The sequence below is a fragment of the Pseudomonas sp. genome, from assembly GCF_036387035.1.
Lineage (GTDB): Bacteria > Pseudomonadota > Gammaproteobacteria > Pseudomonadales > Pseudomonadaceae > Aquipseudomonas.
Window position 1 is genome coordinate 1 of the sequence record NZ_DASVUM010000153.1, and the last position, 26,375, is coordinate 26,375.

Consider the following 26,375-nt stretch of genomic DNA (forward strand, 5'->3'; position numbering starts at 1 on the left):
GGTGACATCGGCGATCTGCGGGGGCAGTTGCTGGCCATGCCGGGCATTGGGCCATGGACAGTTGAATACATTGCCATGCGTGCCTGGCGTGACCCGGACGCCTGGCCGGCCGCCGACCTGGTGCTGATGAATCTCATGACCCTGCAGGAGCCGGACCTGCTGCGTCTGCCGCAACACAAGGCGCGGGCCGAGGCCTGGAAACCCTGGCGCGCGTACGCCGCGATGCACATCTGGAATTCCGCTGCGCAGGTGACGGGCAAGCAGAAGGGCGGTTAACCCTGGAATTCGATCGCAAGAAGCGGATGGTTCAGAGAAGTGGCACGGGTAGTATGTCGGCATCACGGGCTCGTCCCGACTGATCTTGCGGGAACCCAGGCCCACGCAATCAAGGCAGGACTCAATAATGACGTTCACTTACCGCTTCATCGATTCGCCGGTGGGTCAGCTGAAACTGGTCGCTAAAGGCGCGCGTCTGGCCGCTGTGTTGTGGCCGAACGAGCGGCCAAACCGCGTCCTCCTCGGTGCCATGGATGAAGACGCCGGCAGTAAAATTCTCGAGCAGACCGAGCGCCAGCTCACCGAATACTTCGCCGGCCGTCGTCAGCGCTTTGAGCTTGAGCTCGCGTTCCATGGCACCGAATTCCAGCAGAAAGTCTGGCAAGCGCTGCTCGATATTCCGTTCGGCGAAACCCGCAGCTATCTCGACATCGCCCTGCAGATTGGCAACGCCGCTGCCGTGCGTGCCGTGGGAGCGGCGAACGGCAGAAACCCGATATCCATTATTGCCCCCTGCCACCGGGTGATCGGCAGTTCAGGGGCGCTGACCGGTTTTGCCGGGGGACTCGACGCCAAGCACTTGCTGCTAGGCCTGGAGGGTTACCGGCCCGTACAACGGCGTCAGCGCGTCATCGCCGCAGCGTCCACCCAGGCGTCACTGTTCTAGAGCAACCGCTTCAATACCCTGAAAAAAAGCCACATAAACACTGCAATAAAAAACACGCAACGGCCGACCCTTAAATCAATGGAGATGATCATGCACGGTTCCGCTCAGACGTTTCGCTCCCTGCACCAACAGCCCACTGTTCTGCGCTTGCCCAATGCCTGGGACGCCGGCAGCGCGCGGCTCTTCGAAAGCCTCGGCGCCACCGCTATCGCGACCACCAGTGCCGGGGTAGCCTGGTCCCAGGGTTATGCCGATGGCCGCGTGTTTCCTGTCGAGCTTGCGGTGAACGTCGCGGCCAGCGTTGCGCGGGTGATCACGGTGCCGCTGTCGGTGGACATCGAGAACGGTTACTCGGATGACCCGCTGACCGTGGCGGATAACGTCAGGCGCATGCTGGACATCGGCGCGGTGGGCATCAATATCGAGGACGGTGCGGATGTACCTGAGCTGCTGGCACGCAAGATCGAAGCGATCAAAAACATGGCCGCCCGCAACGGGCTGGAGGTTTTCATCAATGCTCGCACCGACGTTTACCTGGCGAGTCTGGTCGCCGAAGAGCACCGTCTTGAGGAAACCCTAAAGCGCGGCCAGCTCTACCGGCAGGCGGGTGCCGATGGGCTGTTCGTCGCGGCGTTGGTGGATGTCGAGCAGATCAGCGCGGTCGTCGCAGGCATCGACCTGCCGATCAATCTGCTGGCGCGACAAGGACTGCCCGCCGCCGACGCATTGGCGCAGTTGGGCGTCCGCCGGTTGAGCGCGGGCTCCAGCATCACGCAGACCCTATGGGACCACGCCCGGCAACTGGCGCAGGATTTCCTCGCGGAAGGCCGCTCTGAAGCGGTCACCGAGACCAGCCTGGCCTATCCGCAGATACAGGCGTTGTTTGTTCGGTAGATTCGGGCGCATTCAGGGCGATGAAAAAGCGGCGGCGAATCGCGTGGTTCGCCGGCCTGTAACAAAAAATCCGGAGTGATCGACAAGAGGCGCTAGCCAGGTTTGGCCGAGAAGAGTACAAATGTGCTCCATGACGAACCTATCCCCAAAACGCGCTGCCATCCTCACCTTCATCCGGGATCGCATCGCCCAGAACGGCCAGCCGCCCAGCCTGGCGGAGATTTCCGAAGCTTTCGGTTTTGCTTCCCGCAGCGTCGCGCGCAAGCACATCGTGGCGCTCACCGACGCTGGCTTTATCGACGTGGTTGCCAATCAGGCCCGCGGTATCCGGCTGGTGGACAGTCGTCCTCGGCCGCAGATGCTTGACCTTCCGGTGCTCGGCCGGGTCGCCGCCGGCATGCCCATCGGCCCCGATATCGACCTTCACGACACCTTCACGCTGGACAGCCGCACGTTCATGCGCGTCCCTGATTACCTGCTCCGGGTGAGCGGGGATTCGATGATCGACGACGGCATATTCGATGGCGATCTTGTGGGGATTCTGCAAAGCGCGGAAGCCCGCGACGCGCAGATCGTCGTGGCACGGCTGGACGGCGAAGTGACCATCAAACGCCTTGAGCGTCGCGACGACCAGCTTCGCTTGCTGCCGCGCAATCCGGCGTATCAACCCATCGTTGTTCGGCCTGACCAGGACTTCGCCATCGAAGGCGTGTTCTGTGGCCTGGTGCGCCGGGAATGATGGGCGCGGTGGTCAGCCTCGACGCGCTGCTGGACGAGCGCCGGGTCTGGAAGGGTCGCCAGCAGGTGCCTTCGGTGGCCGCGCAACCCACCGGCCATGCGGCCCTGGACGCGGCATTGCCCATGGGGGGCTGGCCGCCTGCGGCCTTGACCGAAGTGCTGGTCGCGGCCAACGGCAGCGGCGAATTACGGCTGATGTGGCCGACCCTGGCGCGACTCGCGGACCGCGGCGAGCGCATCGTATTGGTGGCGCCGCCTTATCTGCCCTATGCCCAGGCTTGGCAGATGGCGGGCATCGACCTCAAGCAATTGTAGATCATTCAGGCCAATGAGCGGGACGCCTTGTGGGCCGTTGAACAATGCCTGCGTTCGGGCAGTTGCGGCGCGGTGTTGTGCTGGCCGACCAAGGTTGATGATCGCGCCCTGCGTCGTTTGCAGGTGGCCGCCGAAACCGGCGAAACCCTGGCGTTTGCCTGCCGCGGGCATGAGGCAGCGACCAACCCGTCTCCGGCCGCGTTGCGCATTGCCATTGATGCGCGCCCCCGTCAGTTGCGTGTGCTCAAGTGCCGCGGCGGGCTCGCGCCTTCTTTCCCCGTCCCGTTCCCCGCTGACGCTTGAGGTTGCCATGCTCTGGGCTTGTGTCCTCCTGCCTCAGCTGGCGCTGGACGGCGTCATGCGTCGTCGCGACAAGCCTGAAGAACCGCTGGCGCTGATCAGCGGCTCAGCGCAGCGCCGGGTGCTGCAAACAGTCAATCCGGCGGCCAGGGCGATAGGCCTGCGCGCCGGCCAGTCCCTGACCGCTGCCCACGCCATGACGCGCGAGTTTGCCACGGTTGAATACGACCCCGACGAAACCGAGCGCTGGCATCGTCTGCTGGCCGCCTGGGCTTATAGGTTCAGTTCCCACGTCAGTCTCAAGTACCCACGCGTGCTGTTGATGGAGGTCGAATCGAGTTTTGGGCTCTTCGGGCCGTGGCCGGTGTTTGAAGCGCGCCTGCGCCAGGAGCTGACCGAGCTGGGCTTCAGCCATCGCATCGTGGCGGCGCCCAATCCTCTGGCGGCGCGCATGCTCGCCAACGCCCATGACGGGCTCGCGGTGACCGATCCCGACACCCTGCATGAAGTGCTCGCCCAGATGCCGGTCAACCGCATTGGCCTGCCCACCGAAGTGGCCACTGCATTGGGGCGAATGGGCCTGCATCGGGTTAAGCAGGTTCATGCGTTGCCGCGCGACACCCTGGCCAGGCGCTTTCCGGCCGCGGTGCTGCAGCACCTCGACACGCTGTTCGGGCGCAGGCCGATGGCGCTGGAGTGTTACGTGCCGCCGGATCGCTTCGAGACCCGCATCGAGCTCAACTTCGACGTCGAATCCCATCAGGCATTGCTGTTCCCGCTCAAGCGCATGATTGCCGATCTGGCGGTGTTTCTCGCGGGGCGCGACAGCGGCGTGCAACGTTTCGTGATTCATCTGGAGCACGTGCCCAGCGTTGGCAGCGTTGCGCCGGACACGCAGATTCCGGTCGGCCTGCTGAGCGCCGAACGGGAAGCCAACATGCTGTTCGAACTGGCGCGCGGTCGTCTGGAGCAAATCGAGGTGCCGTCGCCGGTACGTGCGTTGCGCCTGCAGGCCAAAGACCTGCCGGCGTTCGTGCCGGCCCATCGCGAGCTGTTCGACGACCGTCCTCAGCAAACCATGCCCTGGGATCAACTGCGCGAGCGTTTGCGCGCACGGTTGGGTGATCACGCGGTGGCCGGGCTGGGCTTTCACGCTGACCACCGCCCCGAATGCGCCTCGCTGCCGGCGTGCCCGAACAAACCGTCGGCGCTCATCCAGCCTGTGCCGCGCCCTGGCTGGCTGTTGCCCGAACCGCAATTACTGACCGAGCCCGGCGTGCGCGTGCTGGCCGGGCCGGAGCGCATCGAATCCGGATGGTGGGACGGCGCCGATGTGCGTCGCGATTATTACCTCGTCGAAACGCGCAATGGCCAGCGCGGCTGGGCGTATCGAAGCGTCGGTGAGAGCAGCCTCTTGTTGCACGGCTGGTTTGCATGAGGGCCCCATACGCCGAGCTGCATTGTCTTTCCAACTTCAGTTTCCAGCGCGGCGCGTCGAGTGCCAGGGAGCTGTTCGAACGTGCCAGACTCCACGGCTATCAGGCCCTGGCGATCACGGACGAATGCACCCTGGCAGGCATTGTTCGCGCGTGGCAAGCCGCCAGGGAATGTGAATTGCCGTTGATTATCGGCAGCGAGATCACCGTCGACAACGGTCCGAAAATCGTCTTGCTGGTGGAAAATCTCGCCGGCTATCAAGCCCTGTGTCGTTTGATCACTCAGGGACGGCGGCGAAGCAAGAAAGGCGAATACCGCTTGCTGCACGAGGACTTTGAGTCGGGTGTGGGAGGGCTTCTGGCGCTGTGGGTGCCCGATCTCGACCAGGACACTTCGACGCGTCAGGCACAGGGCGCCTGGCTGCGAGGGGTCTTTCAGCAAAATCTGTGGCTGAGTGTCGAGTTGCATTGCGGTCCGGATGACCGCAAGCGTCTCAACACCTTGCTCGGCATGGCGCGGGCCCTGTCCATTCCGGCCGTTGCCAGTGGTGACGTGCACATGCACGCCCGCGGCCGTCGTGCGTTGCAGGACACCATGAGCGCCGTCCGCCACCACACCACAGTGGCCGAGGCAGGGCATCGGCTGTTTGCCAACGGCGAACGGCATTTGCGACCGCTGTCGGTGGTGGCTGAGCTGTACCCGGCAAGCCTGCTGGCTGAAACCGTGAACATCGCCCGCCGCTGCACCTTTGACCTGAGTGAGCTGCGCTACGAATACCCACATGAGCTCGTGCCCTCTGACCAGTCACCGAGCAGCTGGCTGCGCCATCTGACTGAACAGGGGGCACGCCGTCGCTGGCCTCAGGGCGTGCCGGATGTCGCCCGCAGCAACATTGAAAAAGAGCTGAAGGTGATCGCTGCCAAACGCTACGAGAGCTACTTCCTCACGGTGCATGACATCGTCCGGTTCGCTCGCGAGCAGCACATCCTTTGCCAGGGCCGGGGCTCGGCGGCCAACTCGACCGTGTGTTTCGCCCTGGGCATTACTGAGCTGGACCCCTCAAAGAGCAATTTGCTGTTCGAGCGGTTCATCTCCGAAGAGCGCGACGAGCCCCCGGACATCGACGTCGATTTCGAGCACGAACGCCGCGAGGAAGTGCTGCAATACGTGTTTCGTCGATACGGTCGGGGCAGGGCGGCACTCACCGCCGTTGCCAGCACCTACCATGGCGCGGGGGCCGTGCGGGACGTGGCGCGGGTGCTGGGTTTGCCGCCGGATCAGATCAACGCGCTGGCCGACTGCTTCAGCCGCTGGAGCGACAGCCTGCCGCCCGCCGAGCGCCTCCGTGAATGCGGTTTTGAACCTGACAGCCCGATCCTGCGCCGGGTGCTGACCCTCACGGGTGAACTCATCGGCTTCCCCCGGCATCTGTCGCAGCACCCCGGCGGCTTCGTCATTTCGGAACATCCGCTGGAAACCCTGGTGCCCGTGGAAAACGCCGCCATGGCTGACCGCACCATCATTCAGTGGGACAAGGACGATCTCGATCTGGTGGGCCTGCTCAAGGTCGATATCCTGGCCTTGGGCATGCTCAGCGCGCTGCGCCGCACCTTTGATCTGGTCAGGGGTTATCGCGGTTATGACCTGACCATCGCGACCATCCCCGCCGAGGACAAGCCGACCTACGACATGATCAGCCGGGCTGACACCATTGGCGTGTTCCAGATCGAGTCGCGGGCGCAGATGTCGATGCTGCCACGCTTGCGGCCCAGCACCTTTTACGACCTGGTGATCGAGGTGGCTATCGTGCGGCCCGGGCCGATCCAGGGCGGCATGGTGCATCCGTACCTGCGGCGCAAGAACGGCGAAGAGGAAGTGACCTACCCGTCCGACGAACTCAAGGTGGTGTTCGAGCGTACCTTGGGCGTGCCGCTGTTTCAGGAGCAGGTCATGCAACTGGCGATCGTCGCCGCCGATTATTCCCCCGGCGAGGCGGATCAATTGCGTCGCTCCATGGCGGCATGGAAACGCCATGGCGGTCTCGAGCCCCATCGCATTCGCCTCAGTGAGCGCATGAAAGAAAAGGGCTATGCGGATGAATTTATCCAGCGCATTTTCGAGCAGATCAAGGGCTTCGGCAGCTACGGTTTCCCGGAATCCCACGCCGCCAGCTTCGCCCTGTTGACCTACGCCAGTTGCTGGCTTAAATGCCACGAGCCGGCGGCGTTTACCTGCGCGCTGATCAACAGCTGGCCCATGGGCTTTTACAGCCCCGATCAATTGTTGCAGGACGCCCGCCGCCATCAGATCGACGTGCACCCGGTCGATGTGCGTTACAGCGACTGGGACTGTTCGCTGGAACCGGTTGCCGGCCGCGAATACAACCAGAACCTGGCCATCCGCATGGGCCTGCGCATGATTCGCGGCTTTCGCGAGGACGACGCCAGGCGCATCGAGCGTGCGCGCGGTCTGCGTGACTTCAAGGACGTGGCCGACCTGTGCATCCGTGCCGAGCTGGACAACCGGGCGCGGGCTGCGCTGGCCGACTCCGGCGCGCTGCGCGGTCTGGTCGGCCATCGCCATCGGGCGCGGTGGGAGATTGCCGGGGTCGAAATGCAACGGCCATTGTTCGGCGACGACTGTTTTGGCGAAGAAGCCCAGGTCGCGTTGCCTCTGCCGAGTGTCGCTCAGGACTTGGCGGCGGACTACGACACCCTGGGCACCACGCTCGGCCCACACCCGTTGGCCCTGCTGCGCACCAAGCTTGCGGCCAAGCGTTTTCGCAGCTCCAAGGACTTGCTCGATGAAGAGCATGGCCGAAGCTTCAGCGTCGCCGGGCTGGTGGTCGGTCGACAACGGCCCGGCACGGCCAGTGGGGTGACGTTCGTGACCCTTGAAGACGAACACGGGATGATCAACGTGGTGGTCTGGCGCGACCTGGCCGAGCGTCAACGCAAGGTGTTGGTGGGGTCACAGTTAATGCAGGTGTTCGGCAAGTTCGAATACCAGAAGGGCGTGCGCCACGTCATTGCCCAGCGAATGTTCGACCTCACGCCGATGCTCACCGGGCTCGATGTGCGCAGTCGGGATTTCAAGTGATCCGCAGGGCAGGTGGCTGTCCACACGCAATCTGTGGGTGCCGGCTTGCTGGCGAACGCATGTGGTCAATCAACACTTCAGTGATTGACATGACGGGTACGCTAGCAAGCCGACGTCTACGGGATACGGGACGGGCATCACGGTTAAGGTCCATGCCTGCACGTTGGCAATCCCTTGCCCGAAACCAGGTCCGGGCAATGAACACCTCCGTCCTTCAGACTTCCACCTTCACCGCCCGTCCGGTCTTGATCGACTCAATGGCGCAGTTGGCCAGATGCAACGCTCTCAAACCGTCGCGAGCGTTGGTGGGCAGGGGATGGTCGGCGCGTACTGCATCGATGAACTGGTTCAGCTCGATGCGATAGGAATCGGCGTAGCGCTCGAGAAAGAAGTTCTCCAGTGGCTCGCGTACTTCGGTTTGGGTGGCGTTGTAGCTGCGCACGGTGCTCGGCCGATGGTTGTCGTTAAGGATCATGCCCTTGGAACCGAACACTTCCAGGCGTTGATCGTAGCCATACACGGCTTCGCGGCAGCAATTGATGTGGCACTGTTTGCCGGACGCGGTGCGCAGCAGGACCATGACGCTGTCGTAGTCGTCGATTCGGGCCAGTTCAGGTTCCACCAGCCGGCTGGCGATGGCGAAGACTTCAATGGGTTCTTCACCGAGCAACGTGCGCGCGGTGTCGAAATCATGGATGGTCATGTCCCGGAAGATGCCACCGGAGTGGGTCAGGTATTCCACCGGCGCCAGCCCCGGGTCGCGGCTTGTGATCACCACCTGACGCACTTCACCGATGTCCCCGCGCGCAATGGCCTTGCGCATCTGCAGGGTGTCCGGGTCAAAACGGCGGTTGAAGCCCAGCATCACTCTGCCGTTCAGCCGTTCGATCTCGTCCACCGCGCGGGCGGCTTTGCCGAAGTCCAGATCAATGGGTTTTTCGCAGAGCACCGGTTTGCCCAGTTTCACCGCGCGCAGCATCAGGTCGATGTGCGTGTCGGTCGGCGTGCCGATGACGATCGCATCCACATCGTCGCGCGCAATCGCCTCGGCGCAGTCATAGGCTGCCGCGCACCCCAGTTTGCTGGACAGGGTGTCGACGCCTTCGCGCCATGGGTCAGCGATCACCGAGAGTTTCACATTGGGGTTGGCCGCCACGTTGGCAGCGTGAATGTTGGCGATACGGCCTGCGCCGAGGACAGCAATGCGTAGCATGGGTGAATCTCCGGGATTGTTGTTATGGGGTGATCGGCGTAACAGATGTGGCGTTACATCAGTGCGTCAGGTTGAACGGTGTGACGATTTGCACCTGGGACACGGGATTCGGCACGGCTTTGCACAGACGATGAAACTGCAGGATGTGCAAAAACGCGTTGCGGGCGTCGACCTGCAGGTTGTGGTCGATGATCGCGGCGATCTTTTCCTCCGCCAGCAGCTGTCGGTTCTCTTCATCCAGGTCGTGCCCGATGAACACGTCCAGTGGGCGATCGAGTGCGGCGAAGGCCTCGACAATGGCGCGGTTGCCGCCACCGACGCTGTAAATGGCCTTGATCGACGGGTTGTCGTGCAGCGCTTGTTTCACTTTCTCAAAGGTCGGCTCGTGCACGCCGAAGCCACCGGTGACGTCAATGACCCGTAAATGCGTTGCACGGCTGCGCAGCCAGGTGCGAAAGCCCATTTCCCGCTCTTCCTCGCCCCGAAACAGCTCGCTGCTGATCACCACGGCCACGTCTTGCGCTGCATCGTCGAGCCAGCGCGCCATGAGATATGCCGCCGTTTGCCCGGCGGTACGATTGTCCATGCCGATGTAACCGATACGCTCACTCTGGGGCAGATCGGAAACAAATGTCACCACCGGCACACCTGCGGCCGTCGCTTGATTCACCGCTTCGTTAATCGGCAACTCGTCCGCCGCCTTGATGATCAGGCCCTGACTGCCTTTGCCGACGCAGCGCAGAATCAGCTCGCGCATCTGCCGCGTGTCGATCTCCTCATAGAGGTGAAAACGGGGAAATATACGAAACGGCGCCAGACTGCCGAGCTGCGCGAGAATCGCTTCCTGCACCGCATCGCTGAAGCGTTTGGGTGTGTGCAGGATGACGTCGATATGGAAGGTTCGCCCTACGGCAGGCCCGGACTTTTCCTGGGCTTCGAGTTCTTCCAGGGCTTGATGGATGCGGCGGTGGGTCTGGTAATGGACGCTGCCGCGCTGGTGCAGCACACGGTCAACGGTCGCCTTGCTCACGCCGGCTTGTGTCGCGATCTGCTTGATGGAAAAACGTCTGGCGCGGTCGAGCATATGAATCCCCTGAAGCCTCTCGTGAGGTCTTGTTGAGGTCGATTCGGGGCCTCGGTGAGGCTGGGGCAATGCTAATCGCTGTTCTATTGCTTGTACAGATGGAAATTAAATTCCAAATTGATGAGCGCACCCACGGCTGTTGATTCGCATGGAGCGTCGGCCCAGCCTTGGCATGGCCTGTGCTATGTCCACTTCACTCATTCAATGTCACATGTCAGGGGCACCCATGTACAAAGACTATCCCGCTGCCTATCAGGTCAGCAAAGGCTCGGCCTTGCAGGTAGACACGGCCTTTTACCAACGCATCCGCGAGGCGCAGCAAAGCCGTACCCTGGTCGAGCAGTTCGAAGTGCCGATCCGCACCGGACGGGCGTGGAAGGTCAAGGCCGGTCAGGTGTTCCGCGTGACCACCCCGGTGGGTCCGCAGGTGGGGGACTTCAACGTGTGGAGTGCCGATGACCCGCGTGAACGCCTTTGGGCTGCGCGCACCCGGCAATTGCAGGGCGCCCACGTCACCACCCATGACCGGTTGTGGTCAAACCTGCCGTTCCTGCGGCCCATGGTTACCATCACCGACGACAGCCTCGCCAGCTATGGCATTGACGAACATGGCGGCCGGCTGCATGACTTGCTCGGCACCCGTTGTGATCCTTACGTGAACAAGATGCTCACCGGCGAAGATTTTCACCATCATTGCCATTCAAATCTGACCCGCGCCGTCTTGCCCCATGGCCTGACCGAATTTGACGTGCACGACGTCTTGAACATCTTCCAGTGCACCGGCTTGAACCACGACGACCTGTATTTCATGAAAGCCTGCCCGGCCCGCAAAGGCGATTACCTCGAATTCTTCGCTGAGATCGACCTGCTTTGCGCCTTGTCGACCTGCCCCGGCGGTGACCTTTCACTGCCGATGTGGGGCCCGGATGCCCAGGATCCGCTGAGCGTTTGCCGGCCATTGGGCGTGGAGATCTACGATCTCGATCAGGCACTGCTGCAAGGGTGGGAGCCGCCCAAACGCGCGGCGTACAACGGTTTGCACGGGTTGAAGATGGTCAAGGCGGACTGGGAAGAACAATAACCTGCGCGTACTACCGGCTCGGCCCCTTTTCGGGCCGAGCCCAGGCGCGGGTCTCAAGCATCCCGCAACAAGTCATGGGCGTTGAGCAGGCACCAGGCGATTTCAGGGTTCTTTTCGAGGCCGCGGCGGATGGCGGCGGGTATGGCCGCGCGCGTCTTGCGGCACATGCCGGGCAGCTCGGCGATATCGATGAGCATGCCGCGCATGCTGCGCACCTCATTAAAGCCGGGGGCAATCTCCAGGCGGATGCCGAGCTGATCGAACATCCGCCGTTGCAGGCGCTCCAGATCGTCCAGGCTGTCGATGTTCTCCAGCCGCTCCAGCAGGCGTTTCTCTTCCTGACGGGTCAGACGAAGGATGCGTACATCCGCTCCGTCCACCGCCAACAGTCGATCGCGGTCGCATTGACAGGCGCCGGGCGGGCAGGGCGAGCGAATCGGTAATGGGGCAGTCATGGGCTCCGATCATAACCACGGGCCGTGGGGATTTACAGCGTGGCGCGGGTTCTCGTGGCAAGACGTCGACGAGGCGTTTGGTAAGACCAATGCTTCATTTGAGCAATTGGTCTTGCCAATACCCGATCGGCTGTGTAGTTTTTTCCTGAAGCGCCGCACCTGTCGTTGCCCACGCCACTGCAGCGGCGGTCTGCGCTTCCAGAATCCTCAGCCACTCACAACAACAAGATCACTGCCCGGCAACGAGCGGCTCAAGCCCTCTCAGCTGCGCCGGCGTGCCTGGTCTGGAGAGAGAAGATGCTCACCGTCGTCTGCGAAAAACCCGGTTCCCTGCTGGCCCTTGATCGTCCGAAACCCGAACGCGCGGCGGGCGAAACGCTGGTCCGCATCAAGCGGGTCGGTGTCTGTGGCACCGACCTGCACATTTTCAACGGCAACCAGCCGTTTCTTGAATACCCCCGAGTCATGGGCCACGAGTTCTCCGGCATCGTGGAGCAAAGCGAGGCGGGCAGCGGGCTCGAACCGGGCGACGTGGTCTATGTGATGCCGTACTTGTCGTGCGGCGACTGCATCGCCTGCCGTCAGGGCAAGACCAACTGTTGCGTGCGCATCCAAGTGCTGGGCGTTCACCGCGATGGCGCGTTTACCGAATACCTGAGCTTGCCCCACGGTTTCGTGCTCAAGGCCGACGGGGTCACCCTGGATCAGGCGGCCATGATCGAGTTTCTGTCGATTGGCGCTCACGCCGTGCGTCGTTCGGATGTGCAATCCGGCCAGCGCGCGCTGGTGGTCGGCACCGGTCCGATTGGCATGGCGGTGGCGATTTTCGCCGGATTGCGTGGCGCGAACGTCACGGTGCTCGACACCCGCGAGGACCGCCTGAGCTTCTGCAAGCAGCACCTGCACATCGACTCCGCCGTGCTGATCGGTAAGGACGACAAGCAACAACTGCAGCAACTGACCCAAGGCGAGTTCTTTGATGTGGTGTATGACGCCACCGGCAACGCGAAAGCCATGGAGCGCGGATTCGAGTTCATCGCCCACGGCGGAAAATACGTGCTGGTGTCTATTGTCCGCGACACCATCAGCTTCTCCGATCCCGAATTTCACAAGCGCGAAGCGACGCTGATGGGCAGTCGCAACGCTACGGTCGAAGACTTCCGCTACGTCGAGCAGTGCCTGCGCGACGGACTGATCCCTGACGCCGCGCTGAACACCCACCGCATGGCCCTCAGCGAAGTCACCGAGCGCTTCACCACACTGCTCGACCCGGCACAGCGTGTCGTTAAAGCCATCGTCGAATGCTAGGAGGCGCGGGCATGAGTGAAACACCTTTCACCCCCATCCTGCAGTTCGGGACCAGCCGTTTTCTTCAGGCCCACGCCGACCTGTTCATCTCCCAGGCCCTGGAAAAAGGCGAAGCGCTGGGCCAGGTGACTGTCGTGCAAACCACCGGCAGCGCCGACAGTGCGCAGCGGGTGCAGGCGCTGGCCAGTGGCACGGGTTATCCGGTGCGCATTCAGGGCACTGAAAACGGGCGCACCGTGGATGAAGCGTATTGGTCGACCTCGATTGCCGGGGCGCTGCAGGCCGGACCTGATTGGCCGCTGATCCGCCAGGCGATCCAGCGCGACGTGCAGGTGGTGATTTCCAACACGGGCGATAAAGGCTACGCACTCGACCCCTCGGACACGGTTGCCTGCCTGGCCGCCGATGCGCCGACGCCCCACAGTTTTCCGGCCAAATTACTGGTGTTGCTTCACGACCGCTGGCAGGCGAACCCAGACGCGCCGTTGTCGCTGTTCCCCTGTGAACTGGTCTCGCGCAATGGTGACGTGCTGCGCGACCTGATTATCCGGCTGGCGGCGGAGTGGGGCATCGACAGCCGGTTTGCCGACTATCTGCGCGGCACCTGTCGCTGGGCGAATTCCCTGGTTGACCGGATTGTCTCGCAGCCCATACAGCCTGTCGGCGCCATCGCCGAGCCTTATGCCATCTGGGCGATCGAGCGCCAGCCGGGCCTTGTGCTGCCGTGTCACCACCCTTGCGTGGTGGTGACCGAGCAGCTTGAGCAGTACGAGCACTTCAAATTGTTCATGCTTAATCTCGGCCACACCTGGCTGGCCGAACGCTGGCTTAAGGACGCCCGGCCGGCGGAAGAAACAGTGTTTCAGGCGATGAACGATCCACTGCTGCGCCAAAGTCTGGAGGACCTGTGGGAGCGGGAGGTGCTGCCAGTGTTTGCGGCCAGAGGCCAACTGGCCGAGGCGCGGGATTACCTGGCGAGTGTCCGCGACCGCTTCCTGAACCCGTTTCTGCAGCACCGCATCGCCGACATCGCGCAAAACCACGAAGAGAAAAAACGCCGCAGGTTCTCGCCCGTGCTGGAGATGGGGCACGGGATCGTGGCGCAGCCAAAGCTCGAGACCGCTCTGGCAGATTGATTGCCGCTGGCACACCGCGCACTCATCAGTGGGACCGGCTTCAATCGGGAACAGATCAGTGCGTTCGCCCTAAGTTTTGCGGTGTGCCAACCGACGCCTTCCCGGCTAAAGCCGGTCCCACTAAAACACCGCAGACCCAATAGTGGGACCGGCTTCAGCCGGGAAGAGGCCACGGCATTCACCCTCATTTTTCGGTGTGCCAACCGACGCCTTCCCGGCTAAAGCCGGTCCCACTAAAACGCCGCGGACCCAATAATGGGACCGGCTTCAGCCGGGAAGAGGCCATTTGCGTTCACCCTCCAGTTTGCAGTGTGCCACCCGACGCCTTCCCGGCTGAAGCCGGTCCCACTGGGACACCGCGGCCCCAATAGTGGGACCGGCTTCAGCCAGGAAGAGGCCCGTGCGATCGCCCTCAGATTTGCGGTGTGCCAACCGACGTTTTCCCGGCTAAAGCCTGTCCCACTGGAACACCGCGGACCCAATAGTGGGACCGGCTTCAGCCGGGAAGAGGCCACGGCATTCACCCTCATTTTTCGGTGTGCCAACCGACGCCTTCCCGGCTAAAGCCGGTCCCACTGGAACACCGCGTACTTGATAGTGGGACCGGCTTCAGCCGGGAAGAGGCCATTGCGTTCACCCTCAGTTTTTCGGTGTGCCAACCGACGCCTTCCCGGCTAAAGCCGGTCCCACTGGAACACCGCAGACCCAATAGTAGGACCGGCTTCAGCCAGGAAGAGCCCATTGCGTTCACCCTCCAGTTTGCGGTGTGCCAACCGACGCCTTCCCGGCTAAAGCCGGTCCCACTAGGTGATCGCGGTGTCAGCGGGACCTGCTTCAGCAAAGAAGAGGCCAGTAGCTACACCCCAGATTTTTCGGTGTGATAACCGACGCCTTCCCGGCTAAAGCCGGTCCCACTAAAACACCGCGGACCCAATAGTGGGACCGGCTTCAACGGGAAGGCATTGGTGGTCACACCGCAAAGTCGACGCTGTTTGCCGACTGCAAAGTCACGCCACAAGGCCCGTCACCGCCTGTGATATCCTCCGGCGCATCCTGACGGAACGTGATTGATGACTGCGCCAAGCCCTGCACCCGAACGCCGCCTCTACCAGATAACCGCCGACCGCTTGCGCGAGCACATTCGCAAGCATGGCATCGCCCCCGGCGCGCGGCTGCCCCCGGAGCGTGATCTGGCGCAGTTGCTCGGCGTCTCTCGGCCCTCCCTGCGCGAGGCGTTGATCGCCCTGGAAATCGAAGGCAGCGTCGAGATTCGTATGGGCTCCGGCATTTACGTTTGTGAGCACTTGCTTGGCGTTAAAGGCAAAACCCGAACGCTGGGAGAAAGCCCGTCCGAGCTGATGCAGGCCCGGGCGTTGATCGAGGGTGAGAGCGTCATGCTGGCCTGTCTGCACGGCACGGCCGCCGATTTCCGTTACCTGCAGGCCTGTATCGAGAAGATGCGCGAAGGCGCGCTCAAAGGCGTGCCGGCGCTTGACGACGATCGCAAGTTCCATCAGCGCCTGGCGAAAATGAGCGGCAACTCGACCCTGGTGCGGATCATCACGTCCTTGTTCGAAGAGCGATACAGCCCGCTCACCGCCCACGTCAGCGAACACTCCGAAACACGCGAAACCTGGGCCATGGCGGTGGCCGAGCACGAAGCCATCCTGCACGCGGTCCAGACCCGCGACCTGATCGGCGCCCAGACCGCAATGCGCGAACACTTGCGCAGGTCCGAAGCGCGCTGGCTGGACGGCATGGACGCCGAACTGCGTTAGCCGTTCATCGTGCTGGGCTGACGCCTCACGCCATCGTCTTGCGAATCCCTTCCCACAGACCATTCAGGTAAACGGCCCCCAGCGCCCGGTCGTAGAGGCCATAGCCCGGTTTGCCGGTTTCGCCCCAGATCATGCGCCCGTGGTCAGGCCGGTAATAACCCTCGAAGCCCGTCTCGACGTAGGCCTTGACGATCTCGGCCATGTCCAGCGAACCGTCTTCGGAGCGGTGCGCCGTTTCGTAGAAATCCCCGGTTTCGTTGACCTTCACGTTGCGCAGATGGGCGAAGTGAATGCGCCCCTGGCCACCAAATTCCCGAACCAGCGACGGGATGTCGTTGCCCAGATCAGCCCCCAGAGACCCTGAACACAGAGTCAACCCGTTGGCAGGGTCGTCCACCATCGCCAGGACCTGCGCAAGGTCGTCACGGTTCTTCACCACCCGGGGCATGCCGAACATCGAGCGCGGCGGATCGTCCGGGTGCAGGGCCATCTTGATGCCGGCCTCTTTTGCGACCGGAATGATGCGCTCCAGAAAGTACGCCAGCCGTTCACGCAGGGTGGCTTCATCGACCTGGGCGTACTCGTTGATCAGCGCGCGGAGGATCTCCGGCTCATAGCTGACGTCCCAGCCGGGCAGGTTGATGCCGTTGTCCAGGTTCGCCTGTTCGATTACCGCCACGTCGAACGCCAGGGTGGTGGAACCGTCGGGCAGCGCCATGGCCAGGGTCGAGCGGGTCCAGTCGAACACCGGCATGAAGTTGTAGCAGACCACCTTGATCCCGCAGGCCGCCAGGTTGCGCAGAGTCTGGCCGTAGTTGTCGATCAACCGATCGCGCGAAGGCAGGCCACGTTTGATGTCTTCGTGTACCGGCACGCTTTCGATGACCTCAAGCTCGAGACCATGGGCATTCACCGTGGCCTTGAGGGCGGCGATCTTTTCCAGCGGCCAGACCTCGCCCACCGGGATGTCGTAGATGGCCGAAACCACACCGGTCATGCCGGGGATCTGGCGGATGTAGGGCAGGGTCACGGGGTCACTGTCGCCGAACCAGCGGAAGGTCATCTTCATTGCGCAGTCCTTGTTGTTAGGGGGAAGGCCGGCCGTGACCGCGAGTGTTTCACTGCAAGCGGTCCGAGGTCGGCGTGCGCAGGAGCATAGATTGGTCAGGCCAAATTATGCAAATCCCGACCGCTGGCCGTTAAATCTCCAAATAAATCGCCTTTTGGATTTCCATAACGCGGATTCCGGGTCTAGTATCGGCTGCATTCGGATATTTGGTCAGGCCAATTCAGTGGCGTTCGACGGGCTCCATGCCCTGGTAATCGCCGCCTGAATCAAGGGCTGGGCGCTATACGAAGTGGTAACGACGTCTTACTCATAAAAATAATTAGGAGGACTCGCCATGCAGAAAGGGCGCTGGTTGGTAATTTTTCTGTGCTTCCTCGCGGTGGCCATCAACTACATCGACAGGGCCAACCTCGCGGTTGCCGCCCCTTACATACAGAAAGAACTCGGTTTGGGCTCAGGGCAGATGGGCCTGCTGCTCAGCGGTTTCTTCTGGACCTACGCGCTCATGCAAATGCCGTTTGGCTGGTTCGTCGACAAGGTCGGCGCGCGCATTGCGCTGCCCCTCGCAGTGGCCTGGTGGTCGTTGTTCACGGCGGCAACCGCAGCGGCGAGTAGCCTGGCGTCGATGTTCGGCTGCCGGCTGATGCTCGGCGTGGGGGAGGCGGGGGCGTATCCGTCTTGCGCCAAAATCGTCAGCCAGTGGTTCGACGTCAAAGAGCGCGGTTTTGCGACCAGCATCTTCGACAGCGGCTCACGGGTAGGCTCGGCGCTGTCCATTCCCCTGGTGGCGTTGATCATCGAGCTGTGGGGCTGGCGCGCGTCGTTCATCATTACCGGCGCGGTGGGCCTGATCTGGGTCGTCGGCTGGTTCCTGATCTACAAGGAGCCGCAAGCTGTTGCGGCCATCGAGCAGCATGAAGCGGGCAAGGCGGCGACGCTGGCCGCGCGACCCAAAGTCAAATGGGCATCGCTGTTCCGTCACCGCACGCTGTGGGGAATGATGCTAGGCTTTTTCTGCCTGAACTTCGTGATCTACTTCTTCATCACCTGGTTCCCGACCTACCTGGTCACCGAGCGTGGTTTCTCGCTGAAATCCCTGGGCACGCTGGGCACCATTCCGGCGGTGGCGTCCATCGTCGGCGGCTGGATCGGCGGGCTGACGTCCGACGCCCTGTATCGCCGGGGCTGGAGCCTGACCGCTGCGCGCAAGACCTGCATCGTCGGCGGCATGCTGATGTCGTCGAGTATTTCCCTGTCGGTGTTCGTCGACGGCACCTACGCGATGCTCGGCTTTTTCAGCCTGGCGTATGCAAGCCTGGCCTTTGCCGGCGCGAGCATCTGGTGCTTGCCGGCTGACGTGGCACCTTCGCCTGCCCATGTGGCGTCGATCGGGGGCATCCAGAACTTTGCGTCGAACACTGCCGGCATCTTCATCACCACCTTCACCGGCTTCATGCTGGTGATCGGCAACGGCTCGTTCACCGCGCCGCTGCTGACGGCCGGGGCGTTCGCCTTGCTGGGGGCGTTCAGTTACCTGTTCATCGTCGGCAAGATCGAGCCGTTTTCGACCACGCCGGAGGATGCTGCGCCTCAGGAAGCGTCGGCTGCCGCCCAGCGCACCTAAGTGTTAAATCCGAGGCGGGCATCACTTTTACGGTGTAACCAAAGACGCCTTCCCGGCTAAAGCCGGTCCTACGGTGCGCACGATGTAGGACTGGCTTTAGCCGGGAAGAGGCCAGCGCAGGCACCGTTACTTTTGCGGTGTGACCACTGACGCATTCCCGGCTGAAGCCGGTCCTGCGGTGCGCACGATGTGTAGGACGGGCTTTAGCCGGGAAGAGGCCAGCGCAGGCACCGTGACTTTTGCGGTGTGACCATTGGCGCTTTCCCGGCTAAAGCCGGTCCTACGGTGCGCACGATGTGTAGGACTGGCTTTAGCCGGGAAGAGGCCAGCGCAGGCGCCGTTACTTTTGCGGTGTATCCACTGACGCCTTCCCGGCTAAAGGCGGTCCTACTGCGGTATGACCACTGACGCTTTCGCGGCTGAAGCCGGTCCTACTGCGGTGCGCCCTTCGGCTTTCACCGCTGCGCGAATCGCCTCCAGCAGCATCCTGCACGCCGGGTTGTCGTTGTCCGAGCGCCAGACCAGGTGCAGCTCGCTCTGCACCCCTTCGCCCAGGTCGATGTCGCGGAACATCACGCCCTTGAACACCACATTGGCGGCGCATCGCGGCACCAGCGCCAGGCCCATGCCGGCATTGACCAGCGCCAGAATTGTCAGCGAAGAGCCCAGCCACTGGACATACTCGGGGGCGACTTGCGCCGAGCGAAACATGCCGGTGAGCAGTTCGTTGAATGGCGGGTACGCCGAGTGCGAGTACATGAGGAAGGGCTGGCCGTCGAGCGCCTGCACGCTGATGCTTTCGGCGTCCGCCAGGGGATGGCTGCTGGGTATTGCGAGCACGAACGGCTCACGCACCAGGCATTCGGTTTCATAACCGGGCTGCAGCAACGGCGCCCGCACAATGCCCAGGTCGATGCGCCGGGCGCGCAACGCCTCGTGCTGCTGATAGGTGTTGAGCTCTGTCAGGGAGATCTTCACGTGGGGCTGGTTCTGCCGCGCTTCGGCGATGACGCGTGGCAGGAATTCGTACACCGCGCTGCCAACGAAACTGATCGTCACCGAGCCGATGTCACCTTCGGCAAAGCGCCGCGCCGCGATGGCCGCCTGATGTGCGCGCTCCAGCAGTGTTTGCGCCTCGATGAAAAACGCCCGGCCTGCCGCCGTCAGCGCGACGCTGCGAGTGTTGCGGTTGAACAGCTGAACGCCCAGGGAATGCTCAAGCAGCTGGATCTGCCGGCTGAGCGGCGGCTGGGTCATGTTCAGGCGCTCGGCGGCCCGGCGGAAGTTCAGTTCGGTGGCAACAGTGGTGAAACAGCGCAGCTGGGCGAGTTCGAACATTGATCCATTCCCGGTATCAATCAACAGTCAATCTAGATTAGACGGGAACAATACCGCGGTCCATGATCGGTTCATCACACGCATTTCCCACGCCTATCCCAAAAAAAACAAAGACCGGGAGTCGCACCTTGAACCGCACCCTTCCTATCCGTGAACCCAACGCCAGCGCCGATCCCGGCGTACTGGCCCGCGCCGCCACCAAAGTGAAGCGCCACGTGTTGCCGTTGTTCGTGATCATGTTCATCGTCAACTACATCGACCGGGTCAACATCGGCTTCGTCCGCAGCCACATGGAAACCGACCTGGGCATCGGCGCCGCCGCGTACGGCCTCGGCGCCGGGCTGTTTTTCGTCGGATACGCGCTGTTCGAAGTGCCGTCCAACATGCTGCTGCAACGCTTCGGCGCCCGCGCCTGGTTGACGCGCATCATGTTCACCTGGGGCGCAGCGGCCATGGCCATGGCCTTCGTGCGCGGTGAGACCAGCTTTTATGTGCTGCGCTTTATCCTCGGCGCCGCTGAAGCGGGCTTCTTCCCCGGCATCATTTATTACTTCACCCAGTGGTTGCCGTCGAGCGAGCGCGGCAAGGCCATGGCCATCTTTCTCAGCGGGTCGGCCATTGCTTCGGTGATCTCCGGTCCGGTGTCCGGGGCCTTGCTCGGCGTCAGCGGCTTGAACCTGCACGGCTGGCAGTGGATGTTCATCATCGAAGGCTTCGCCTCCATCGCGTTGTGCGGCTTCGTCTGGTTCTGGCTGCAGTCCCATCCTCGCGACGCCAAATGGCTGAGCGAAGAAGAGAAGGGCGCACTGATCAGCGCCATCGAGGCGGAGCAGCGGGCCCGGGAAGCGACGCAAGTAATCAAGCCGTCAATCCTCAAGCTGCTGGCCGACCGGCAGATCATGCTCTTTTGCTTCATCTACTTTTCCGTGGCCCTGACCATCTACGGCGCGACGTTCTGGCTGCCGAGCATGATCAAAAAGATGGGGAGCATGACCGATTTCGAAGTCGGCCTGTTCAACTCGATCCCGTGGATCATTTCCATTGTTGCCATGTACGGCTTCGCCGCGCTGGCCGCACGCTTCAAGCATCAACAAGCGTGGGTCGCCGTAACCCTGGTGATTGCCGCCTGCGGAATGTTCATGTCGACCTTCGCCGGACCGATCTTTGCCTTTGTCGCCATCTGTTTTGCGGCCATCGGCTTCAAGGCCGCGTCCGCGCTGTTCTGGCCGATTCCCCAAGGCTATCTGGACGCGCGCATCGCAGCGGCGGTTATCGCGCTGATCAATTCCGTCGGCAACCTGGGCGGTTTCGTCGCACCGACCGCCTTCGGATTCCTGGAGCAGAAAACCGGCTCCATCCAGGGCGGCCTCTACGGTCTGGCCCTGACCTCGCTGGTGGCAGCGGTGGTGATCTTCTTCGCCCGCACCACGCCCAAGGGTGAACAGCACCGCCCAAAGCTTGAAGACGCTGAGCCACTGCGGGCAGCCACCTCGCTCAGCTCACCGTCAAGCCTTAAACCCTGAGCTCAAACCTCAGCTGCAAACCTTAGCCTCAACCCCTGATTGACCGGGAGAAGTCATTTGAAAATCACACGCGTCACCGTCACCCCGATTGCCTTCCGCGATCCACCGTTGCTGAACGCCAGCGGCATCCACGAGCCGTTTGCCCTGCGCTCGATCATCGAAGTGGAAACCGACAACGGCTACCTCGGCTTGGGCGAAAGCTACGGCGACGCCCCCGCACTGGCGATTCAGCAGCAGTTGCAGAACCAGCTGATCGGCATGGACCCGTTCAACCTTAACCAGCTGCGAGCGGTGGTCAAAGCCACCGTGGCGGCGAACAAGCCTGCGAGCATCGCCGGCGCGGAATTGGCGCCGGGCTCCCATGCCAGTAAAGCAGTGAGCAACGCCTATTCGGCCTTCGAAGTGGCTTTTCTGGACGTGCAAGCGCGCTCGATGAACCTGCCACTGGTTGACCTGCTCGGCGGGGCCGTCCGCGACCGCGTGCCGTTCAGCGCCTACTTGTTTTTCAAATACGCCCGACACGCCGATTCGCCCTACGCGCCAGACAGCTGGGGAGAGGCGTTGAGCGAAGAACAGATCGTCGCCCAAGCGCGGCGGATGATTGAGGCATACGGCTTCAAGAGCATCAAACTCAAAGCGGGCGCGCTGGACCCGGAGCACGAAGTGTCGTGCATCAAGGCACTGAAAAAAGCCTTCCCCGGCTATCCGTTGCGCATCGACCCGAACGGCAACTGGTCGCTGGAAACGTCGATCCGCATGGCCGAACTGCTCGGCGACGACCTGCAGTACTACGAAGACCCGACCCCGGGTCTGGACGGCATGGCCGAGCTGCACAAACGTACCGGCCTGCCGCTGGCGACCAACATGGTCGTGACCGACTTCGACGAGTTCCGCCGCAGCGTTGCGCTGAACAGCGTGCAAATAGTCCTCGCCGACCACCATTACTGGGGCGGTTTGCGCGACACCCAGGCGCTGGCGAAAATGTGCGACACCTTCGGCCTTGGCGTGTCCATGCACTCCAACTCCCACCTGGGCATCAGCCTCATGGCCATGACCCACGTCGCCGCCGCCGTGCCCAACCTCGACTTCGCCTGCGACACCCACTACCCGTGGCAAGAACCGGACGAAGAAGTCATCAAAGGCGGCAAACTGCCGATCGTCGACGGCTGCGTTCAACTCACCCGCGAACCGGGGCTGGGGCTTGAGCTTGACTACGACCAACTGGGCAAACTCAACGACCAATTTCTGACGTGCGGCATTCGTCAGCGGGACGATGTGCGGCAGATGCAGAAATACAAACCGGAGTGGAAGGCGGTGAAGCCCAGGTACTAAAGCCGCCGCTGCGACCCGTCAACCGGAATGACGCGGAGCGTGATGGAGGGCGTGCCCACGCAGAGCGTGGGTACGATTAGACATCAGGCACCTCGGCTTAAAAAATGCAGCGTCCAGGCGGGCCTCTTCCCGGCTAAAGCCGGTCCTACGAGACCGCGTCCAGCCAGTGAGGGACGCGTGACCCCACTGTAGGACCGGCTTTAGCCGGGAAGCTTCTGCTCTGCAGTTGATCTGCTTTTGCCCTTCAAACACAAGACGTCCAAACACCACAAATCGCGACTTGGGTGCAGGCTGAACGCAGGTCTCGCGCAGTGGGCCGAGCCGCATGGATGCGGCGAGAGCCGCCCCCCGCCATGGATGGCGGATGGCGGCGGGCCCACGGAGCGAGACCGGAGTGAGGGAACCCTGACGAAGGAAGGGCCCAACCGAGAGCACAAGCCCTTGGTTACTTGGGGCTTTATCAAGTAACTCGCCGAAGGCGAAACGCCTGCCGTTAGGCGGGCCGCTGTTGATCTCCACCCGAATCAACCGAGATTCCGGATGGCGAAACGGTCTGCCATCAGGCAGACGCCCTTGATCTAGATCTTGATCCTAAACCTCAAACGCCCGCCCGCAACCGCAACATCCGCGCCCCGTCAAACGGATCCACCACCCAGTGCCCCAGCACCCCAAAAACCGCCCCGAGCCGCTCCGGCGTCAACACCTCAAACGGCGAGCCCAGCGCCACCAACCGCCCGCCGTCCATCACCGCCAGACGATCACAACCGAGCGCCTGATTCAAATCATGCAACGCCACCACCGTCGTCACCGGCAACGCCTGCACCAGCCGCAAAATCGACAACTGCTGCTGAATATCCAGATGATTGGTCGGCTCATCCAGCAACAACACCTGCGGCCGTTGCGCCAACGCCCGCGCGATATGCCCGCGCTGCTGCTCCCCACCCGACAACGTGTGCCACGATCGATGCGCCAACGGCTGCAAACTCACATCCGCCAACGCCTGCGCCACGACCCGGTCATCTTCCTCGCCCCACGGCGCCATGGCCGACAGCCAGGGCGTACGGCCCAGCTCCACCGCCTGCAGCAGACTGATCGAATCGCCGGTCTGCGCGTGTTGCTCCACCACCGCCAACTGCCGCGCGATGTCCCGCCGGCTCAGCGTCGACAAGCGCTTTGCGCCCAGCCACACCTCGCCCCGGGTCGGCGTCTGAATCCCCGCCAGCAACTTGAGCAGCGTTGACTTACCCGACCCATTGGGGCCGACGATGCCGAGATTTTCACCCGGTCGAATCGCCAGACTCACCCCACTGAGCAACTGTGCGCCCTTGACCGAATAACTCAATTCACGGCCCTCGATCATGGCGCCGGGCACCTCATGACGAGCATTCATCGAGGACGGTTCCCGCGGACCAGGATCATGGCAAACACCGGTGCACCCACCAGCGCGGTGATGACGCCGATCGGCAACACCTGACCCTTGATCAGCGTGCGCGACAGCACATCCGCGGCGATCATGAACAGCGCGCCCACCAAGGCGCAGAGGGGCAGCAGCCGTGCATGGCGCACGCCGGCCATCAGGCGCACGGCGTGGGGGATCACCAGACCGACAAAGCCGATGGAGCCGACAATCGACACCATCACTGCAGTCATCAGCGCCGCGGTGACGATCAACACCGCCTGCACCCGGCGCACCGGGATGCCCAGCGACGCAGCCGAATCGGTGCCGAACGTGAACGCATCCAGTGCGCGCCCATGCCACAGGCACACCAGCAAACCAAACAGCACCACCGGCACCGATAGGGCAACGGAAGACCAGCGCACACCGCTGAGATTGCCCAGCAGCCAGAACATGATCCCGCGCGCCTGCTCGGCGTTGGCCGACTTGGTGATCAGGAATGACGTCAGTGCGTTGAACAGCTGCGACCCGGCAATGCCCGCCAGGATGATCTGGCCGGCGGCGGTCTGGCCTCGTGAAGAGCGCGCGAGCAGGGCGACCAGCGCGAAAGCGGCAATCGCGCCGGCAAACGCGCCGGTAGAGAGCGAAATTGTCCCGGCGCCGATGCCGATGATCGCCACCAGCACCGCGCCGGTTGAGGCACCTGCGGAAATGCCCAGCAGGTAAGGATCGGCCAGCGGATTGCGCAGCAGCGATTGCAGCACCACACCTGACACGGCAAGCCCTGCACCGCAGGTAGCGGCCACGATTGCCCGGGTCAGGCGGTAATTCCAGACAATGCCTTCGTCGATGGGGTCGAGGGGATAGCCAGCCGCCCACAGCTTGTTGGCCAGCACCTGAACGATCACCGGCAGGCTGATGGACGTCTCGCCGATGGCCACGCCCGCCAGCACCGCCATCACCAACAAAGCGATGGCCCACGTGCCATGACCGAACATTCGGGTGACACTCGACCGGAACATGCGCACTGATGTCATTGGGCGTGAGTGGCCTGAGCGAGCTGTTCAATGCCGTCAAACAGCCGGACGCCGGATTCCATGGCGCTGGCATCCATGATCACGATGCGGTTGTGCTTCACCGCATCCATGTTGCGGGTGACCGGGTCTGAGCGCAGAAACGCCAGCTTCTTTTCGTGGTCGTCTGCCGGGAAGCGGCGACGGTCCATGCGCGCGATGACCAGCACGGTCGGGTTGGCCTTGGCGATGGTTTCCCAGCCCACGGTCGGCCACTCCTCGTCGGAGTCGATGACGTTGCGCATGCCGAGGGTGTCGAGCATGAAATTGGGGATGCCTTTGCGTCCTGCCACGTACGGGTCGACATTGATGTCCGGGCTGGAGAACCAGAACACAGCCGAGACAGGCGGATTGGCGTAGGCGTTTGCTTGTGCCACGGCTTGGGCCAGGCGGGTCTGGTAGTCAGTAATCAGCTGCTCGCCACGCGCCTGCACGTCGAAAATCTGTGCCAGCTGCCGCACGCTTTTGTACAGCGTGTCAATGCGGAAGGCCTCAAGGCGCGTTCCATCGGCGCCGACACGGTTGTTCTTGCCCTCACAGTCGGACGGCAGGATATAGGTCGGGATACCCAAATCGCGAAACTGCTCACGCGTGCCGACGGCACCCTGCGGCCCGACCATCCATTCAAACTGCACCGGCACGAAATCCGGGCGTTTGCCAATCACCGATTCGAAACTTGGGGCGTTGTCCGCCAGTCGATCAATGCCCTCGTTCACGGTTTGGAACTGGGGCAAGACAGGGTTGAACCACAAGGAGGTGCCGACGACGTGCTTGCCCAAGCCCAGCGCATACAGCATTTCGGTGGCCGACTGGCCAATGCTCACGGTTTTCTGTGGGGCGTGGGGGAAGGTCAACGCTTCGCCGCAGTTGTCCACGGTCAGTGGGTAGACCGTCGAGGCTGCAAGGGCGCCGGTGGGCAGGGCCAGCGTGACGAGCAGGGCGGCGAGGCGGCGCAGCGGCATGAACAGCGATCTCCAGAAAACCTGAATGCGTGGCGAAGCAGGCGCTGGAAAGTCCATCCCGACGGGCGCCCCGGAAAAAGGGGGCAGCACCGATTGCGCGCGACGCGCGAACGGGTGTCCTTCCCCGGACACCCCGCCGGTGAATGAATATGCTGGCCGGCAGGTCTCCTGACTGGCGCATCAACGCCGTGCTTCGGCCTTCCCGGGCGGACCCAGTGGCAAACAGGAAGCAGGGCTCAGCGCCTACAGTTGCGGGGACAGTTCCAGTTCAGCGCGA

General features: G+C 62.7%; 20 protein-coding genes, 2 pseudogenes and 1 riboswitch. Of the genes and pseudogenes, 14 read left to right on the top strand and 8 right to left on the bottom strand.

From position 1 onward, the window contains the following. From VF672_RS14345 to VF672_RS14375, 7 genes and pseudogenes are all read left to right on the top strand, one after another. Positions 1–276 (top strand): annotated as a pseudogene (locus tag VF672_RS14345) (hypothetical protein); the annotation flags it as partial. Between the two features lie 127 nt (positions 277–403). After that, a complete protein-coding gene (locus VF672_RS14350; protein WP_331105239.1) occupies positions 404–943 on the top strand; it encodes a methylated-DNA--[protein]-cysteine S-methyltransferase in 540 nt (179 codons plus the stop codon). Positions 944–1,033: 90 nt separating this feature from the next. Further along, positions 1,034–1,837: an isocitrate lyase/phosphoenolpyruvate mutase family protein gene (locus VF672_RS14355; protein ID WP_331105240.1), complete on the top strand. Its 804-nt coding sequence runs from the start codon at positions 1,034–1,036 to the stop codon at positions 1,835–1,837. Positions 1,838–1,958: 121 nt separating this feature from the next. Then, on the top strand, positions 1,959–2,576 hold the full coding sequence (lexA, locus tag VF672_RS14360) for a transcriptional repressor LexA (RefSeq protein ID WP_331105241.1): 618 nt from the start codon (positions 1,959–1,961) through the stop codon (positions 2,574–2,576). Beyond that, a pseudogene (gene imuA, locus VF672_RS14365) lies at positions 2,576–3,193 on the top strand (translesion DNA synthesis-associated protein ImuA). Before lexA ends, imuA begins: the two are co-directional and overlap by 1 nt. A gap of 7 nt (positions 3,194–3,200) precedes the next feature. Further along, positions 3,201–4,628 (top strand): DNA polymerase Y family protein, encoded by a 1,428-nt coding sequence (locus tag VF672_RS14370; protein ID WP_331105242.1) that lies wholly within the window; start codon positions 3,201–3,203, stop codon positions 4,626–4,628. After that, positions 4,625–7,726: an error-prone DNA polymerase gene (locus VF672_RS14375; RefSeq protein ID WP_331105243.1), complete on the top strand. Its 3,102-nt coding sequence runs from the start codon at positions 4,625–4,627 to the stop codon at positions 7,724–7,726. Before VF672_RS14370 ends, VF672_RS14375 begins: the two co-directional genes overlap by 4 nt. A 214-nt stretch (positions 7,727–7,940) precedes the next feature. Here VF672_RS14375 and iolG read toward each other — a convergent pair whose 3' ends face one another. Then, complete coding sequence (gene iolG / locus VF672_RS14380; RefSeq protein ID WP_331105244.1) at positions 7,941–8,939, bottom strand: inositol 2-dehydrogenase; 999 nt, start codon at positions 8,937–8,939, stop codon at positions 7,941–7,943. 58 nt (positions 8,940–8,997) lie between these two features. Continuing rightward, positions 8,998–10,023 carry a LacI family DNA-binding transcriptional regulator gene (locus VF672_RS14385; RefSeq protein WP_331105245.1) on the bottom strand — a complete coding sequence of 342 codons (1,026 nt, stop codon included), beginning with the start codon at positions 10,021–10,023 and terminating at the stop codon, positions 8,998–9,000. Positions 10,024–10,249: 226 nt separating this feature from the next. Between VF672_RS14385 and VF672_RS14390 the strand changes: the two genes are divergently transcribed. Then, positions 10,250–11,104, top strand: a complete 855-nt coding sequence (locus VF672_RS14390; RefSeq protein WP_331105246.1) for an urea carboxylase-associated family protein — start codon at positions 10,250–10,252, stop codon at positions 11,102–11,104. Between the two features lie 53 nt (positions 11,105–11,157). On the opposite strand, the gene VF672_RS14395 is transcribed toward VF672_RS14390, so the two are convergent. Continuing rightward, positions 11,158–11,559: a hypothetical protein gene (locus VF672_RS14395; RefSeq protein ID WP_331105247.1), complete on the bottom strand. Its 402-nt coding sequence runs from the start codon at positions 11,557–11,559 to the stop codon at positions 11,158–11,160. Between the two features lie 297 nt (positions 11,560–11,856). Here VF672_RS14395 and VF672_RS14400 point away from each other — a divergent pair, with 297 nt between their 5' ends. The 3 genes from VF672_RS14400 (at position 11,857) to VF672_RS14410 (ending at position 15,781) form a co-directional block, all read left to right on the top strand. Continuing rightward, positions 11,857–12,867: a zinc-binding alcohol dehydrogenase family protein gene (locus tag VF672_RS14400; RefSeq protein WP_331105248.1), complete on the top strand. Its 1,011-nt coding sequence runs from the start codon at positions 11,857–11,859 to the stop codon at positions 12,865–12,867. A gap of 11 nt (positions 12,868–12,878) precedes the next feature. Next, positions 12,879–14,003 carry a mannitol dehydrogenase family protein gene (locus VF672_RS14405; protein WP_331105249.1) on the top strand — a complete coding sequence of 375 codons (1,125 nt, stop codon included), beginning with the start codon at positions 12,879–12,881 and terminating at the stop codon, positions 14,001–14,003. Positions 14,004–15,073: 1,070 nt separating this feature from the next. Beyond that, the gene (locus tag VF672_RS14410) at positions 15,074–15,781 is read left to right on the top strand and encodes a FadR/GntR family transcriptional regulator (protein ID WP_331105250.1); all 708 of its coding nucleotides are present in this window, start codon (positions 15,074–15,076) and stop codon (positions 15,779–15,781) included. A gap of 25 nt (positions 15,782–15,806) precedes the next feature. Here VF672_RS14410 and uxuA read toward each other — a convergent pair whose 3' ends face one another. Next, entirely contained in the window at positions 15,807–16,850 is a 1,044-nt protein-coding gene (uxuA, locus tag VF672_RS14415) for a mannonate dehydratase (RefSeq protein WP_331105251.1), read from the bottom strand. Positions 16,851–17,184: 334 nt separating this feature from the next. Between uxuA and VF672_RS14420 the strand changes: the two genes are divergently transcribed. Beyond that, positions 17,185–18,474, top strand: coding sequence for an MFS transporter (locus tag VF672_RS14420; RefSeq protein WP_331105252.1), 1,290 nt, complete (start codon positions 17,185–17,187; stop codon positions 18,472–18,474). Positions 18,475–18,861: 387 nt separating this feature from the next. Here VF672_RS14420 and VF672_RS14425 read toward each other — a convergent pair whose 3' ends face one another. Then, positions 18,862–19,812 carry a LysR substrate-binding domain-containing protein gene (locus VF672_RS14425; RefSeq protein WP_331105253.1) on the bottom strand — a complete coding sequence of 317 codons (951 nt, stop codon included), beginning with the start codon at positions 19,810–19,812 and terminating at the stop codon, positions 18,862–18,864. Positions 19,813–20,048: 236 nt separating this feature from the next. Between VF672_RS14425 and VF672_RS14430 the strand changes: the two genes are divergently transcribed. Continuing rightward, positions 20,049–21,335 (top strand): MFS transporter, encoded by a 1,287-nt coding sequence (locus VF672_RS14430; RefSeq protein ID WP_331105257.1) that lies wholly within the window; start codon positions 20,049–20,051, stop codon positions 21,333–21,335. Between the two features lie 57 nt (positions 21,336–21,392). Beyond that, entirely contained in the window at positions 21,393–22,667 is a 1,275-nt protein-coding gene (locus VF672_RS14435; RefSeq protein WP_331105254.1) for a glucarate dehydratase family protein, read from the top strand. A gap of 598 nt (positions 22,668–23,265) precedes the next feature. Here VF672_RS14435 and VF672_RS14440 read toward each other — a convergent pair. From VF672_RS14440 to VF672_RS14450, 3 genes are read right to left on the bottom strand one after another with little or no spacing between them, the layout of a single operon-like run. Next, entirely contained in the window at positions 23,266–24,057 is a 792-nt protein-coding gene (locus VF672_RS14440; RefSeq protein WP_331105255.1) for an ABC transporter ATP-binding protein, read from the bottom strand. Beyond that, positions 24,054–25,061 (bottom strand): FecCD family ABC transporter permease, encoded by a 1,008-nt coding sequence (locus tag VF672_RS14445; RefSeq protein WP_331105258.1) that lies wholly within the window; start codon positions 25,059–25,061, stop codon positions 24,054–24,056. The genes VF672_RS14440 and VF672_RS14445 overlap by 4 nt, the downstream gene beginning before the upstream one ends. 35 nt (positions 25,062–25,096) lie before the next feature. Next, on the bottom strand, positions 25,097–26,098 hold the full coding sequence (locus VF672_RS14450) for an ABC transporter substrate-binding protein (RefSeq protein WP_331105256.1): 1,002 nt from the start codon (positions 26,096–26,098) through the stop codon (positions 25,097–25,099). 141 nt (positions 26,099–26,239) lie between these two features. Further along, a riboswitch (cobalamin riboswitch) is annotated at positions 26,240–26,375 on the bottom strand. This riboswitch is flagged as partial in the annotation.